This is a genomic window from Microbacterium sp. LWH3-1.2, assembly GCF_040675855.1.
In the GTDB taxonomy this organism is placed as follows: Bacteria; Actinomycetota; Actinomycetes; order Actinomycetales; family Microbacteriaceae; genus Microbacterium.
Genome location: NZ_JBEGIK010000001.1, coordinates 3,026,150 through 3,038,950 on the forward strand (window position 1 = coordinate 3,026,150; position 12,801 = coordinate 3,038,950).

The window sequence follows — 12,801 nt, forward strand, 5'->3', positions numbered from 1 at the left end:
CCCTGATCAGTCGGCTTCGGCGGGAGCGACGTCGTCCGCCGAGACGGTGTCGACGAGTTCGGGCACGAAGGTGCCGCCGTCGGCGACGAGCTTCACCTGGTACATCTCCTGGATGAGGGCGTGGTCGCCCTCCCGCACCGCCATCGTGCCCTTCGGGCCCTCGAACTCGAAGCCCTCGAGCGCCGAGACCATCGCGTCGACGTCGCCCTGGCCCTCCTGGATCGCGTGGACGATCATGATCGCCGCGTTGAAGCCGTCGGGGCTGAACAGGTCGGGCGTGCCCCCTGCGTCCTCGATCGCCTCGACCATGGCGGAGTTGACGTCGTTGTCGGGCGCCTCGGGGAAGTAGTGGTTGAGGAAGTTGATCTTCTCGGATGCCTCGCCGTAGGCGCCGAACGTCGCCGAGTCGCCGAGGCCGGTCACGACCGGGATCTCGTCGAGGACGCCCTGCTGGCTCATCGCCTGCCACATCGCGCCGGAAGTCGCACCCGCCCACGCGACGAACACGAGGTCGGGCGCGCCGGCGAGCACCTGCTGCGCGAACGGCGTGAACTCGGTGGCGTCCTCGGCGACGAGCACGGAGTTCACGGACGCACCCTGTCCGCCGAGGATCGCCTCGACCGCCGCCACGTTGCCCTGGCCGAACGCGTTGTCCTGTGCGAACACGGTCACCGTCTTGCCCTCGATGTCGTCGAGGAACGTGCCCGCCGTCGCGACGTCCTGCGCGCTCTGGCGGCCCGAGCGGAACGTGTAGTCGTTGATGCCCGTAATCGCGTCGGCAGCGGCGGGGCCGGAGATGTAGAGCACCTTGTTCTGCTCGGCCTGCTCGGCGACGGCCAGAGCGACACCAGATGAGGCGGTGCCGGCGATGATGTCGACGCCCGAGCCGATGAGCTCCTTGACGGCGGTGACCGCCTTGTCGGGATCGCCCGCGTCGTCGCGGTACTCGACGTTGATCGTCGTGCCGTCGATCTCGCCGGTGCCGTCGGTGGCGTAGTCGAGCCCCGCCTTGAACGCGTCGAGGTACTGCTTGCCGTAGCCGGCGAGCGGACCGGACTCGCTGGTGACGATGCCGACGGTGACCTCGGACGGTCCGCCGTCGGTCACCTCGCCGGACGGCGTCTCGGTGGTCGGCGCGCAGGCCGCCAGGGCGAGCGCTGCCGTGACGACCACGGAGCCCAGGAGCAACTTCTTCGTAACCCGCATGTGCGTGCCTTTCCCCATTGGAAGGATCTGGTGCGTGAACCGGTGCGTCGAACTCAAACATGAGATCCGATTCAGGTTCTTGCAATCTACGAAGGCAAGGGCGTCGAGGTCAAGTCGGCGACCCTGTTCCCCGACCGTCGTTACCGAATCGCGACGGTGGGGTGGGGCATCCACTTACTTCATACCTTTGGTATATATCAAAGGTATGCTTTTTCCGTGACCCACGATCAGGACATCGAGACCCTCATCGTCGCCGCCCACGCGCTCACCCGCGTCGCGGCGCTCGAGACCGCCAGCGAGACCCCCGCCGCGCAGTGGCGGACGCTCACGATCCTGCGGGACCACGGCGCGCTGCGCGTCGGTGAGCTCGCCCGCCTCAGCCGCGTGACCCAGCCCGGCATGACGCGGCTGATCGGTCACATGACCGACCACGGGCTGGTGTTGAGGACGACGGATGCCGCGGACTCGCGGGCGACGGTCGTCGAGGTGACCGCGCTCGGCCTCGAAGCGCTCCAGACGTGGCTGCTGCAGCTCACCGCCGCGCTCGCCCCGCACTTCGAGGACCTGGAACCCGATGAGTGGGAAGCCCTCCGGACGACCGCTTCCGTCCTCACGCGCACGCTCGACCGCACGCGCACCGCGTCGGCCGCCGGCACGGCCGAGGCCACCCGATGAGCGCGCACGGGCACAGCACCGACTCACAATGGCGCCAGCCCGCCCAGGTGTGGGCGGTGGCGTTCGCGTGCGTCGTCGCGTTCATGGGCATCGGGCTCGTCGACCCGATCCTGCCCGCGATCGCAGAGTCGCTCGAGGCCAGCCCGGTGCAGACCGAGCTCCTCTTCACCAGCTATCTGCTGGTCACGGGTCTCGCGATGCTCGTCACGAGCTGGATATCGAGCCGCATCGGCGCGAAGGCGACCCTGCTCATCGGCCTGGCGCTCATCGTGGTGTTCGCGCTGCTCTGCTCGCTGAGCGGCAGCGTCGACGCGATCATCGGCTTCCGCGCCGGGTGGGGCCTCGGCAACGCCCTGTTCATCTCGACAGCGCTCGCGACGATCGTCGGGGCCGCGTCCGGCGGCAGCGGTGCAGCGATCGTGCTCTACGAGGCCGCACTGGGTCTCGGCATCGCGGTCGGTCCGCTCCTGGGCGGCCTGCTCGGCGAGATCAGCTGGCGCGGACCGTTCTTCGGCGTCGTGGCGCTGATGGCGATCGCGTTCGTCGCCGTGCTCGTGCTGTTGCGCGGGCCGATCGAGAAGCCGGTGCCTGTGCCGCTCTCGGCGCCCTTCACAGCGCTCCGCATTCCGTCGCTGGCCGTACTCGCCGTCGCAGCGCTGTTCTACAACATCGGCTTCTTCGTGCTGCTCGCGTTCTCGCCGTTCCCGCTCGGCTTCGGAGCGATGGGCATCGGCTTCACGTTCTTCGGCTGGGGCGTCGCCCTCGCGATCACGAGCGTGTGGGTCGCACCGCTGCTGCTGCGCTTCATGGCCCGCACCACCGTCATGCTCCTGACACTGCCGCTGCTCGCGATCGACCTGGTCGTCGCCGGAGTCGTCGTCGATGACGCTGCGGCGCTCGTCGCTTCGATCATCGTCGGCGGACTCCTCCTCGGTGTGATGAACACCGTGCTCACCGAGTCGGTGATGGAGGCGACCGACCTCCCCCGCTCGGTCGCCTCCTCGTCGTACTCGGCCGTCCGCTTCCTCGGCGGTGCCGCCGCTCCCCCGCTCGCCGCCCTGCTCTGGCACCTGTACGGCCCGACCGTGCCGTATCTGTTCGCCGCCGCATCCGTCGTCGCCGCGACGGGCACGATCCTCTTGGGCCGGCGCGCGCTCGCGCGCATAGACGAGCGCGAAGCGGATGCCGCGGAGGAGGCCGCGGCGGTCCTCGTGGGCGACGCGGGCTGAGTCGCCGGAGACGGCAGAAGGGCGGTCCTTGCGGACCGCCCTTCTCAGTTGTGCACCCCCTGGGACTCGAACCCAGAACCCACTGATTAAGAGTCAGTTGCTCTGCCGATTGAGCTAGAGGTGCGTTGTTCACGACGAGGCGAACGAGGATCAACATTAGCATCACGATCGCGTCTCGTGAAATCGAGGCGGGAGGGCCTCCGGCTATCCTTGATCCGTGACCTCCCCCTCCCCCGTTTCGACGTTCGACACGCCGTTCGAGGGAGATCTCCGGGCCGATCTCGATCTCGCCCTGCGTCTGGCCGATGCGGCGGATGCGGCATCCATGTCCCGCTTCGATGCGGCCGATCTCGACGTCCACCTGAAGGCCGACGCGAGCCACGTCACCGAGGCCGATCTCGCCACGGAGCGCGCCCTGCGCGACCTGCTCGAGTTCGAACGCCCGGGTGACGGCGTGTTCGGCGAGGAGTACGGCGTCACGGGCGATTCGGCGCGGCAGTGGATCATCGACCCGATCGACGGCACCGCGAACTACCTCAAGGGCATCCCTATGTGGACGACCCTCATCGCCCTCGCGATCGACGGCGTGCCGCGCGTGGGGGTGGCCAGCCAGCCCGCCATCGGCCGGCGCTGGTGGGCGGCGACCGGACTCGGCGCCTGGACCAACACGCCGACGGGTGCGACGAAGCGCCTCGCGGTGTCGACGGTGGATGCGATCGCCGACTCCAGCGTGAGCTTCCAGAGCATCGGGCAGTGGCGCCATGCCGGCAAGCTCGACGCGCTCGAGCGGCTGACCTCGTCGGTGTGGCGCGATCGCGGCTACGGCGACGCCTGGCCGTACATGCTGCTGGCCGAGGGGCGCCTCGAGTTCGTCGCCGAGTTCGACGTCAAGGAGTACGACATCGCCGCGCTCGTGCCGATCGTGACCGAGGCCGGCGGCAAGTTCACATCGTTCGACGGCGACGACTCGATCTCCGGGCGTTCCTCGCTCGCGACCAACCGCGTGCTCCATTCCGCCTATCTCGACCTGCTCCACTCCGCCTGATCCCGTACCGCCTGACACCCGACCGCCTCCTATCCCCCACGGAGTCTCTCTGATGCCTGCCACTCGCATCCTCGGCGCAGCCGCCGCCCTCGCCCTCTCGGCGCTCGTTCTGACGGCCTGCGCCGGCGCACCCGAGCCGGTGCCGGAAGAGACGGGCAACGGCCAGACGCCCACCGCGGCCGCGCCCGAGCCTTCGGCGACGCCCGAGCCCGCGCCCGCCTCGACCGAGGATCCGACCTGCACCACGATCATCGGTGAGTCGGTCGTGGCGAACTTCGAGAACCTCGGGTGGAGCTCGCAGGCGTCGCCGCTGTACATCGGCAGCACGGAGATCGAGGACGGCCTCCAGTGCATGTGGGCGGACTTCGAGGGTCCCGCCGGCGACCATGGGCAGATGTTCGGCTGGGCACCTCTCGCAGACGACCAGGCCGCGGACCTGCAGGAAGAGCTCGAGGCCCAGGGCTGGGTGCGCGAAGAGGACGCCGCAGGCGTGTACATCACGGAGAGCGCCGACACCGCGATCGCGACGGATGCCGAGGGCTACGGCATGACGTACCTCTTCACGTCCGGCCAGGTGAAGGTGGCCGACACGAAGCAGGGCCTCCTCCTGATCGAGTGGCCCAAGAGCTGATCCACGCTCAGCGCGCGCCCACCAGCGAGAGCAGGCTGCCGAGTCCCTCCGGCGTCCCCGGCCACCAGCGCTCGATGGCGGGTGTCCCGGCTGTTCGGATCGCGTACCGCAGCGCGATCGCGACGATGATCGCATCGTCCGCGTATCCGAGCACCGGGATGAAGTCCGGCACCAGGTCGATCGGCAGCAGCAGGTACGCCAGCAGCCCGCCGAGCCACCACCGGGTGGCCCGCGGCACCTCGGGATCGACGATCAGGCGCTTCAGCAGCACGACGACGTCGGCGACGAGTCGTATGATCTGGCGCCAGTCAACGTTGCGACCCGCTCGGCGCTGCTGCACCCACAGGATGAGCAGCAGCACCAGCCAGACGATGATGAGCCCGCCGACCGCGGAGATGACGGCGACGGCCCAGTCCGGCATCCGTCGACTGTAACACCCTGCCCCGACGGCACACCGTAGGCTCGATTCCCATGGCGATCGGCGTGACGATGTACACCTTCGATATCCAGCTGGCCGACGTCGATCGGAGCGTCTACGAGGATCTCTCGGTGCGGGTGGCGCGGCATCCGTCCGAGACCGACGCGTTCATGCTGACGCGCGTGCTCGCGTACGCGCTCGAATACGAGGAGGGCATCGGGTTCAGTGAGGGGATCTCCGCGACGGATGAACCTGCCGTGCTCGTACGCGATCTCACCGGCGCGCTCGTCGCCTGGATAGAGGTGGGCGCCCCGGACGCCGCCCGCCTGCACACGGGCAGCCTCGCGGGCGCGCGCGTCGCCGTGTACACGCACCGCGATCCGGTGAAGGTGGCCGCTCCGTGGGCGGGCAAGAAGATCCATCGCGCCGACGAGGTGAAGCTCTACAGCTTCGACCCCGGCTTCTTCGATTCGGCCACCTCAGCGCTCGAGCGGCGTAACACGATGATCCTCTCGATCACGGAGAGGCGCCTCTACCTCGACCTCAACGGCTCGTCCTTCGAGTCCGACATCCACGAGATCACGGCCGGCTGAGCCTGATCAAGCCGGCAGGAAGTTCTCCCGCGCCAGCGGCGCGATCTCCAGGTGCTGCGCATCGGCACGGGAGACCCACCGCAGCTCCTCGATCTCGGCGTCGATCACCGGCACCTGATCGCCGATGTCAGCGACGAACACGTCCGCCACCACGAGGAAGCCCGGTTCGTTCGCCGCGGCCGCCGTGAACAGGCCCAGCGAATCCAGCCGATCGGGCTCCACCGAAAGCCCCAGCTCCTCGAACAGTTCTCGGCTCAGCGTCTCGGCCGCCGTCTCGTCCGGTTCGGGTTTGCCTCCCGGCTGCATGAACGCCGTCGTGCCGGCCTTGCGCACCAGCAGGAGCTCATCGCGGTCGTTCAGGATGACAGCGGCTGACACACGGATGCTGCGCGTCGACGTCGATGCCGGGTTCGAGGTGCTCACGAAGGCACGCTAACAGGAACCGCCGAATCGGCCTGGCGTAGAATCACGTGTGCTTCCCGATTCCCCCGCGCCCTCCGACCTGCCGCCGAGCGGCATCGACCCGGACGATCTGGCGACCACCCTGCGGGTGCTCGCGATCATGCCGGGTGTCGACGAGTCGCACCCCGATTACGTGGCCGTCCGCCGGGCGACCGCCGCGATGTTCAAGGCGGTCAAGAAGGTGCGGCGCCGCGAGATCCGCGAGGCGATCGCCTCCGCCGACCGCGCTGTCGTCGCCGCAACGGCCACAGGGGCGCCGGACCGCATCGACGACGAGACCCGCGGCATCCCGATCAGCTCGTCCACGACCGCGCCCACCGCCGGCACTCTCCTCAAGCCGCGCGCCTGCTACATCTGCAAGCAGCCGTACACGATCGTCGACGCGTTCTACCACCAGCTCTGCCCGACGTGCGCGGCGATGAGCCACGCGAAGCGCAACGCGCGCACCGATCTCACCGGCAAGCGCGCGCTGCTCACCGGCGGCCGCGCGAAGATCGGCATGTACATCGCGCTGCGCCTCCTGCGCGACGGCGCGCACACCACGATCACGACGCGCTTCCCCCGCGACGCCGTGCGCCGTTTCAGCGGCCTCCCCGACGCCCCGGAATGGATCGATCGCCTGAAGGTGGTGGGCATCGACCTGCGCGATCCCGCCCAGGTGATCGGGCTGGCGGAGGACGTCGCGGCTGCAGGTCCGCTCGACATCCTGATCAACAACGCGACCCAGACCGTGCGCCGCTCGCCCGGTGCGTACCAGCCGCTCGTCGACGCCGAACTCGCACCGCTCCCCGATGGGCCTCTGCCGGAGCTGGTCACATTCGGCCACACGAACGACCGCCACCCGCAGGCACTGGAGCGCTCGGTCACCGCTCATCCGATCCTCGCCGCGGCCGCTGCGCGTGCCGACGAGCTGACCGAGCAGGCCATGGCTGCCGGTTCCAGCTCGCTCGAGCGCCTCGCGGCCGGCACCGCCATCGATGCCGGCGGGCTGATCCCCGACCTCGATCACACCAATTCGTGGGTGCAGAGCGTCGACGAGGTCGACCCGCTCGAGATGCTCGAGGTGCAGCTCGCGAACACGACAGCACCGTTCCTGCTCGTGTCGAAGCTGCGGGCATCGCTGGCCGCGAGCCCGGCCCGCAGGACGTACGTGGTCAATGTCAGCGCCATGGAGGGCGTCTTCAATCGCGGGTACAAGGGGCCGGGGCATCCGCACACCAACATGGCCAAGGCGGCCGTCAACATGCTGACGCGCACGAGCGCGCGCGAGCTCTTCGAGACCGATCGCATCCTCATGACGAGCGTCGACACCGGCTGGATCACCGACGAGCGCCCGCACCCGACGAAGGTGCGCCTCGCGGAGGAAGGCTTCCACGCGCCGCTGGACCTCGTCGACGGCGCCGCCCGCGTCTATGATCCGATCGTGCGCGGTGAGGCGGGCGAAGACCTGTTCGGCGTCTTCCTCAAGGACTACGCGCCCGGGCAATGGTGAACCTGCCTGGGCCGGGTCGGCGGGTGGTGGTGCGCTACATCCTGCCCACGGGCCAGGCGACGGATGCCCTCGGCGAGCTCCTGAGCACCGACGAGGATTACGTCGTGGTCGACGGCAAACGCGGTGTCGAGCGCATCCCGCGCGGCGCGATCATCGCCGCGAAGGAGGTGCCGCCCCCGCCCGCACCTCGTGCGCCGCGGCGCCCTGTTCCGCCGATCGAATGAGCGGTTGATCGGGAAGAACCTCGTCCCGCTCTTGGTTCGGAAGTCCGATGAGCACCGTCGCAGGACTCCTCCGCATCCACAACGGTGCGATCACGTCGTCTACCGTGCTCCTCGCCGAAAGGTGAGGCGGGCAGGCCGCGACCGGCACGACCTGCCCGGGAAGGCCCTCAGAAGCGCAGCAGCACCTTGCCGTCGCGCCCCGGCACCGCGCTGGCGGCGGCGGCCCGGCGCGCCTGGTCGAACGGGAACACCGCGTCGACCGGAAGTGACACCTCACCCGACCCGATGCGCTGCACCAGCTCGGCGAAAAGCGCACCGCGGGTGGCAGCATCCATCGTCTGACTGACCTTGCTGCCCCAGAAACCCTTCACCGTCGCCTGCTTGAAGATGAGGTCGCCCGCCGAGAGCTGCAGCGTGCCCGACGCCATCGATCCGAACGACACGAGGGTGCCGCCATCGCCGAGCAGCGACAGCAGGTCGCCGGCGGCCTCGCCGCCGACGGAGTCCACCGCCGCACGCGGCGCGTTCCCGCCGAGGATCGCCGCCGCGCGTTCCCGCCAGTCATCCGATGCAGTCGACACGACATCACGGATGCCGAGCCCGGCCAGTTCATCGACGCCGGCATCGCGGCGCACCAGGCCGAGAACGCGTACGCCACGTGCTGCGGCGAACTGGGCGACGAGCCTGCCGACGGCGCCGTTCGCGGTGTTCTGCACGATCCAGTCGGCCGGCTGCACATCGAGGAAGTCGAGCAGGCTCAGCGCGCTGAACGGCATCGAGATGAGCTGTGCGGCCGTCTCGTCGCTCACCGCGTCCGGCACGGGAACGAGCCCGGCCGCATTCGCGACGAAGTACTCGCTCCACACCCCGAACGTGCCGCCGGTGGCGACCCGCTGCCCGACCTTCAGCGACTCGACACCGTCGCCGAGAGCGTCCACGACTCCGACGGCCTCGGTGCCGGAGGCCGCAGGAAGCTCGGGCTTATAGCCGTATGTGCCGCGGATCGTCCAGAGGTCGTGATTGTGGATGGGCGAGAGCACCGTCCGCACCCTCACTTGTCCTGCGCCCGGCTCGGGCAGCGGTCTCTCCGCGACCTCGAGGACCTCGGTCGGGTCGCCGAATGCGGAGCGGATGAGTGCGTGCACGGTGGTGCTCCTTGGTAAGTCCCGGGCCGCGGGTGCGCAGCCCCTCGAAGGTAAGCCCTCCACCGGCCGCTCGCATTCCCCTGCCTCGCGGAGCGCGCGGCTGTCGCCGCCCTGCGGGTCGAGCGGGTGGTGAGAGCGCAGGGTGTCTATGCGGACCTGGCACGTCTGAGTTGGTCGAGCAGGAGCCGGTTGGGTCCGCGCCATCGTCGTTGCGGGTCGATCCAGCCGGGTGGTCGCAGCTGCGGCATGCCGTCGACCATGCGGATCGAGCACCCGCTGCTCCGCCTCATCCGAAGCGTCCCCGGCGGCAGCCTCCGGTCAGAGGTCACTCTGAGGACAAGTCCCGAGACCCGAACGATCCCTACATGGGGAGGAGAGCCCCTGGTACGGTCAACCAGTGCCCGCCCGACCGACCAGACGTCGTCGAGCGGATTGCTGACGAAGACCGGCGTGCCGCGCGGAGGGGTCCGCGCGCCCTCTGGCACACGGATCCCTCCATATCCTGCGATCAGCTGCGCGGAGGGTTCGCCGGCAGCCATTCCCCCAACGTCGTCTCGAACACCTGCGCCCCGCCCACGGGCATGAGTGTGCGCTCCTCCATGAGCGCGCCGAAGTACGGCGCCTCGGGGTCGGTCACGACCTCACGTGCATCGCCACGGAACGTCAGCCCACGACGCACCATCTCATCGAGTCCCATGACCTCGGGCCCGGCGATCTCGGCGTCGGCGTTCAGCGGGGCGCCCGCGGCGGTACGCGCGACGGCGGTCGCGACATCCTCCGCGGCGATCGGCTGCACGAGGTTGCCCGGCAGGTGGATCGCGTCACCGTTCCCCGACACCCCCGCGATGCCGGTGATGAACTCGAAGAACTGGGTAGCGTGCACGATCGAGTACGGGATGCCCGAGTCGCGGATCAGCTCCTCCTGCGCGGTCTTCGCCGCGAAGTACGAGATCGTGTTCGGACGGTTCGTGCCCACCACGGTGAGCGCGACGAAGTGCCCGACGCCCGCCTCGCGCGCTCCCGCGATGAGGTTCCGCGTCGACGTCGTGAAGAACTCCATCACGTCCGCCGGCGCGAACGACGGCGAGTTCGACACGTCGACCACGACATCCGCCCCCTTCAGCGCGTCGGCGAGGCCCTCGCCGGTGATGGTGTTGACGCCCGAGTTCGGAGAGGCCGGAACAGCGTCGTGGCCGTGCGCGGTGAGCTTCGCGACGACCTTCGAGCCGACGAGCCCGGAGCCGCCGATGACGATGATCTTTGCCATGATGTGCCTTTCGTTCGAGGAGCGCGTGGGGCGGCGCTCACCATCCATGACCGGGTCGGCGCCGGAAGTGTGACAGCCCGGCGTCAGCAGTTCCAGTGCGTCAGCTTCTCCGGGTTGAGGACGAGCCACGCCTCGAGAATCAGCCGGCCCCGAACACGGATGCTGAGCACCCCGGTCACGTGTCCTGCTCGGCACAGGACGACGCCCGGCATGCCGTTCACCGACTCCACCCGCTGCGACTCGACCGCCGCGATCAGCATCTCGCCGAGATACTCCCCGACGATCGACGCGCCCTCGAGCGCCCGAGCCGGAGCCGCCACGGCCCCACCGCCGTCGACGGTAAGAACGACGCGGGGGTGCAGCATCCGTTCCAGTCCGCGGGAATCACCCGCCCGTGCAGCGGCGACCAACGCCAGAACGACGCGTTCGTGCTGCGCAGTGCTCGCGGTCGAGCGCCGCGCGGAGCGGTGCAGCCACTCGCCAGGACGCCTGGTCACGCCCCGACCTGGGCGACGTGCCCGAGCTTGTCGGGGCTCATGACCCAGAGCAGGCGACGGATGCCGTCCTCCCCCGCCGTGACGGTGACGAGAGTGGTGACCTCCCCGTCCTCCGAGAGGGTGGCCGCGGGCTGCCCGTTGACCTCGACCCAGTCGATCTGCTTGCCGGTCCAGAAGTGGCTGGAGAACGCGGCGACGAACTTCGCGACGCGACGTCGCCCGGCCACGGGGACGCGCGCGGCGAGCTTGACGCCGTTGCCGTCGCTGTAGCTGACGACGTCCTCCGCGAACAGCCGCTCGAGGTCGCTCACGTCGCCCTTCTGCGCGGCGACGAGGAACGCCTCGAGCAGGCGGCGCTGCTCGGCGGCGGCCACCTCCGCCTTGCGTGCCGACGCCAGATGCTTGCGAGCACGGCTGACGAGCTGGCGGGCACTCGCGACGGTCGCGCCCACGACGTCGGCGATCCGCTCGTACGGATAGTCGAGCGCTTCGCGGAGGATGTACGCGGCACGCTCAGTGGGCGTCAGCTTCTCGAGCATGAGCAGCATCGCGTACTGCAACGCTTCGCCGCGCTCGGCGCCGAGCGCGGGGTCGGCATCCGTGTTGACCGGCTCGGGCAGCCACGGTCCGATGTACGTCTCGCGGCGCGCGTGCGCCGACTGGGTGGCGTTGATCGAGAGTCGCGTCGCGACGGTCGCGAGGAACGCACCCGGCTCCCGGATGTCGCTGCGGTCGGCGTTCTGCCAGCGGATCCAGGTCTCCTGCACGATGTCTTCCGCATCGGCGACGGTGCCGAGCATGCGATACGCGATGCCGAAGATCCGCCTCCGGTGCTCGTCGAAGACCGTGACCGCGAGGGCGATGTCGTCCCGATCGTTCATGCGCTCCGTGGTCTCGCCCATTGCGTCTGCTTCTCCCATCGCCGCGCTCAGCGTACGCCCGCGACCGATGGCAGGAGCGCGTCGTCGCGCCCGGAAACGCGCGCGTCTCCAGCTGAGACCGGACACGACCGCGATCTGTGACAGATCGGCGGAAAGTCTGTGAGAGCTCAGCCGGCGTGTGGCTTCGGAGGGTTGTGCATGAACTCGATACGGATGCCGTTGTCGTCCTCCACGAACGACGCGTAGTACCGCTCGTTGAACCGCGGGTACAGCTTCGGCTCGCGCACCGGACTCCATCCCGCGGCGAGCGCGATGGCATGCAGCCGGTCGACCTCGTCGCGGGAGTCCACCGCGAAAGCCAGGTGCTGCCAGCCGACGGAGCCGTGACGGTGCGGCCGGGTCCCAGTTTCCCGCGCCGGGAAGAGGATCAGTTCCGTCTCGTCCTCGACGTACCACGCGACCCCGGTGTCACTGTCGGTGCGCTCCATTCCGAGCGCCGTGAGCACGGGGTCGAACTGCGCGACGGCGCGGGGCAGGTCTTCGACGGTGACGCCGAGGTGATCGAAGAGAGGCATCTCGCCAGTGTCTTGGACGACGCGCCCACGGATCCGTTCGACGCGCCGTCGGCCGACCTGTGGGGCAGACTTGACGAGTGCCTCGGCGAGCGGAAGGGTGCCCGTGAAGATCAGCGAACTGCAGCGATTCGTCGCCGTCGTCGACGAGGGCATGCATGTGCCGCGTGCGGCGGACGCGCTCGGCGTGCCGCTGGCGTCGCTCTACTCCACGATCGACAAGCTCGAGACCGACGTCGGGCACCCGCTGTTCACACGAAGCAAGCCGAACTGGTCGCTGACCCAGGCGGGCGCGCTCCTGCTCGAAGAGGCCAGGACTCGGATCGCGCAAGCCCCGCCTCCGGCCGCGAAGCCGAAGGCTCCTGCGGGCGGCAAGGCGAAGGCGTCCAAGGGCAAGGGCCGCGCGCCGATCGTGAAGGGCCAGCCGAAGCCGTACAAGAAGCGTCAGGGACGCTAAGCGTCCG

16 protein-coding genes and 1 tRNA gene are annotated in these 12,801 nt (G+C 69.3%); 8 read left to right on the forward strand and 9 right to left on the reverse strand.

The features are described 5' to 3' along the window. Positions 1-6: 6 nt before the first annotated feature. Entirely contained in the window at positions 7-1,206 is a 1,200-nt protein-coding gene (locus MRBLWH3_RS14115; protein ID WP_363433095.1) for a substrate-binding domain-containing protein, read from the reverse strand. 216 nt (positions 1,207-1,422) lie between these two features. On the opposite strand from MRBLWH3_RS14115, the gene MRBLWH3_RS14120 reads away from it, so the two are divergent. Both MRBLWH3_RS14120 and MRBLWH3_RS14125 read left to right on the forward strand, forming a co-directional pair. After that, positions 1,423-1,881, forward strand: a complete 459-nt coding sequence (locus MRBLWH3_RS14120; protein WP_363433097.1) for a MarR family winged helix-turn-helix transcriptional regulator — start codon at positions 1,423-1,425, stop codon at positions 1,879-1,881. After that, positions 1,878-3,110 (forward strand): MFS transporter, encoded by a 1,233-nt coding sequence (locus MRBLWH3_RS14125; protein ID WP_363433099.1) that lies wholly within the window; start codon positions 1,878-1,880, stop codon positions 3,108-3,110. The genes MRBLWH3_RS14120 and MRBLWH3_RS14125 overlap by 4 nt, the downstream gene beginning before the upstream one ends. Positions 3,111-3,161: 51 nt before the next feature. Here the strand turns inward: MRBLWH3_RS14125 and MRBLWH3_RS14130 are convergent. Further along, positions 3,162-3,234, reverse strand: a tRNA-Lys gene (locus tag MRBLWH3_RS14130). A 93-nt stretch (positions 3,235-3,327) separates the two neighbouring features. Between MRBLWH3_RS14130 and MRBLWH3_RS14135 the strand changes: the two genes are divergently transcribed. After that, positions 3,328-4,155 (forward strand): inositol monophosphatase family protein, encoded by an 828-nt coding sequence (locus tag MRBLWH3_RS14135; protein WP_363433102.1) that lies wholly within the window; start codon positions 3,328-3,330, stop codon positions 4,153-4,155. A gap of 52 nt (positions 4,156-4,207) precedes the next feature. Continuing rightward, positions 4,208-4,786, forward strand: a complete 579-nt coding sequence (locus MRBLWH3_RS14140) for a hypothetical protein (protein ID WP_363433104.1) — start codon at positions 4,208-4,210, stop codon at positions 4,784-4,786. A 7-nt stretch (positions 4,787-4,793) separates the two neighbouring features. Here the strand turns inward: MRBLWH3_RS14140 and MRBLWH3_RS14145 are convergent, their stop codons facing one another. After that, the gene (locus tag MRBLWH3_RS14145; protein WP_363433107.1) at positions 4,794-5,207 is read right to left on the reverse strand and encodes a YkvA family protein; all 414 of its coding nucleotides are present in this window, start codon (positions 5,205-5,207) and stop codon (positions 4,794-4,796) included. 50 nt (positions 5,208-5,257) lie between these two features. On the opposite strand from MRBLWH3_RS14145, the gene MRBLWH3_RS14150 reads away from it, so the two are divergent. Then, positions 5,258-5,797, forward strand: a complete 540-nt coding sequence (locus MRBLWH3_RS14150) for a YaeQ family protein (RefSeq protein ID WP_363433109.1) — start codon at positions 5,258-5,260, stop codon at positions 5,795-5,797. 6 nt (positions 5,798-5,803) lie between these two features. On the opposite strand, the gene MRBLWH3_RS14155 is transcribed toward MRBLWH3_RS14150, so the two are convergent. Next, a complete protein-coding gene (locus MRBLWH3_RS14155; RefSeq protein ID WP_363433111.1) occupies positions 5,804-6,220 on the reverse strand; it encodes an NUDIX hydrolase in 417 nt (138 codons plus the stop codon). Positions 6,221-6,269: 49 nt separating this feature from the next. Between MRBLWH3_RS14155 and MRBLWH3_RS14160 the strand changes: the two genes are divergently transcribed. Then, positions 6,270-7,751: an SDR family NAD(P)-dependent oxidoreductase gene (locus tag MRBLWH3_RS14160; protein WP_363433114.1), complete on the forward strand. Its 1,482-nt coding sequence runs from the start codon at positions 6,270-6,272 to the stop codon at positions 7,749-7,751. Further along, the gene (locus MRBLWH3_RS14165; RefSeq protein ID WP_363433117.1) at positions 7,745-7,975 is read left to right on the forward strand and encodes a hypothetical protein; all 231 of its coding nucleotides are present in this window, start codon (positions 7,745-7,747) and stop codon (positions 7,973-7,975) included. The genes MRBLWH3_RS14160 and MRBLWH3_RS14165 overlap by 7 nt, the downstream gene beginning before the upstream one ends. 167 nt (positions 7,976-8,142) lie before the next feature. On the opposite strand, the gene MRBLWH3_RS14170 is transcribed toward MRBLWH3_RS14165, so the two are convergent. The 5 genes from MRBLWH3_RS14170 to MRBLWH3_RS14190 form a co-directional block, all read right to left on the reverse strand. Next, a complete protein-coding gene (locus tag MRBLWH3_RS14170; RefSeq protein ID WP_363433120.1) occupies positions 8,143-9,120 on the reverse strand; it encodes a zinc-binding dehydrogenase in 978 nt (325 codons plus the stop codon). A 508-nt stretch (positions 9,121-9,628) separates the two neighbouring features. After that, positions 9,629-10,387, reverse strand: coding sequence for an SDR family oxidoreductase (locus tag MRBLWH3_RS14175; RefSeq protein WP_363433123.1), 759 nt, complete (start codon positions 10,385-10,387; stop codon positions 9,629-9,631). An 83-nt stretch (positions 10,388-10,470) separates the two neighbouring features. Beyond that, complete coding sequence (locus MRBLWH3_RS14180; RefSeq protein ID WP_363433126.1) at positions 10,471-10,884, reverse strand: hypothetical protein; 414 nt, start codon at positions 10,882-10,884, stop codon at positions 10,471-10,473. Beyond that, positions 10,881-11,786, reverse strand: coding sequence for an RNA polymerase sigma-70 factor (locus MRBLWH3_RS14185; protein WP_363433128.1), 906 nt, complete (start codon positions 11,784-11,786; stop codon positions 10,881-10,883). Before MRBLWH3_RS14185 ends, MRBLWH3_RS14180 begins: the two co-directional genes overlap by 4 nt. A gap of 146 nt (positions 11,787-11,932) precedes the next feature. Then, positions 11,933-12,340, reverse strand: a complete 408-nt coding sequence (locus MRBLWH3_RS14190) for a VOC family protein (protein WP_363433130.1) — start codon at positions 12,338-12,340, stop codon at positions 11,933-11,935. 103 nt (positions 12,341-12,443) lie between these two features. On the opposite strand from MRBLWH3_RS14190, the gene MRBLWH3_RS14195 reads away from it, so the two are divergent. Then, positions 12,444-12,794: a LysR family transcriptional regulator gene (locus MRBLWH3_RS14195; RefSeq protein WP_363433132.1), complete on the forward strand. Its 351-nt coding sequence runs from the start codon at positions 12,444-12,446 to the stop codon at positions 12,792-12,794. The last annotated feature ends 7 nt before the right edge of the window (positions 12,795-12,801 follow it).

Bases quoted from the DNA above. Each gene is read 5' to 3' on its own strand.
- MRBLWH3_RS14115 (WP_363433095.1), bottom strand. From the start codon at position 1,206: ATGCGGGTTACGAAGAAGTTGCTCCTGGGCTCCGTGGTCGTCACGGCA.
- MRBLWH3_RS14185 (WP_363433128.1), bottom strand. From the start codon at position 11,786: ATGGGCGAGACCACGGAGCGCATGAACGATCGGGACGACATCGCCCTC.
- MRBLWH3_RS14150 (WP_363433109.1), top strand. From the start codon at position 5,258: ATGGCGATCGGCGTGACGATGTACACCTTCGATATCCAGCTGGCCGAC.
- MRBLWH3_RS14175 (WP_363433123.1), bottom strand. From the start codon at position 10,387: ATGGCAAAGATCATCGTCATCGGCGGCTCCGGGCTCGTCGGCTCGAAG.
- MRBLWH3_RS14145 (WP_363433107.1), bottom strand. From the start codon at position 5,207: ATGCCGGACTGGGCCGTCGCCGTCATCTCCGCGGTCGGCGGGCTCATC.
- MRBLWH3_RS14125 (WP_363433099.1), top strand. From the start codon at position 1,878: ATGAGCGCGCACGGGCACAGCACCGACTCACAATGGCGCCAGCCCGCC.
- MRBLWH3_RS14140 (WP_363433104.1), top strand. From the start codon at position 4,208: ATGCCTGCCACTCGCATCCTCGGCGCAGCCGCCGCCCTCGCCCTCTCG.
- MRBLWH3_RS14190 (WP_363433130.1), bottom strand. From the start codon at position 12,340: ATGCCTCTCTTCGATCACCTCGGCGTCACCGTCGAAGACCTGCCCCGC.
- MRBLWH3_RS14165 (WP_363433117.1), top strand. From the start codon at position 7,745: ATGGTGAACCTGCCTGGGCCGGGTCGGCGGGTGGTGGTGCGCTACATC.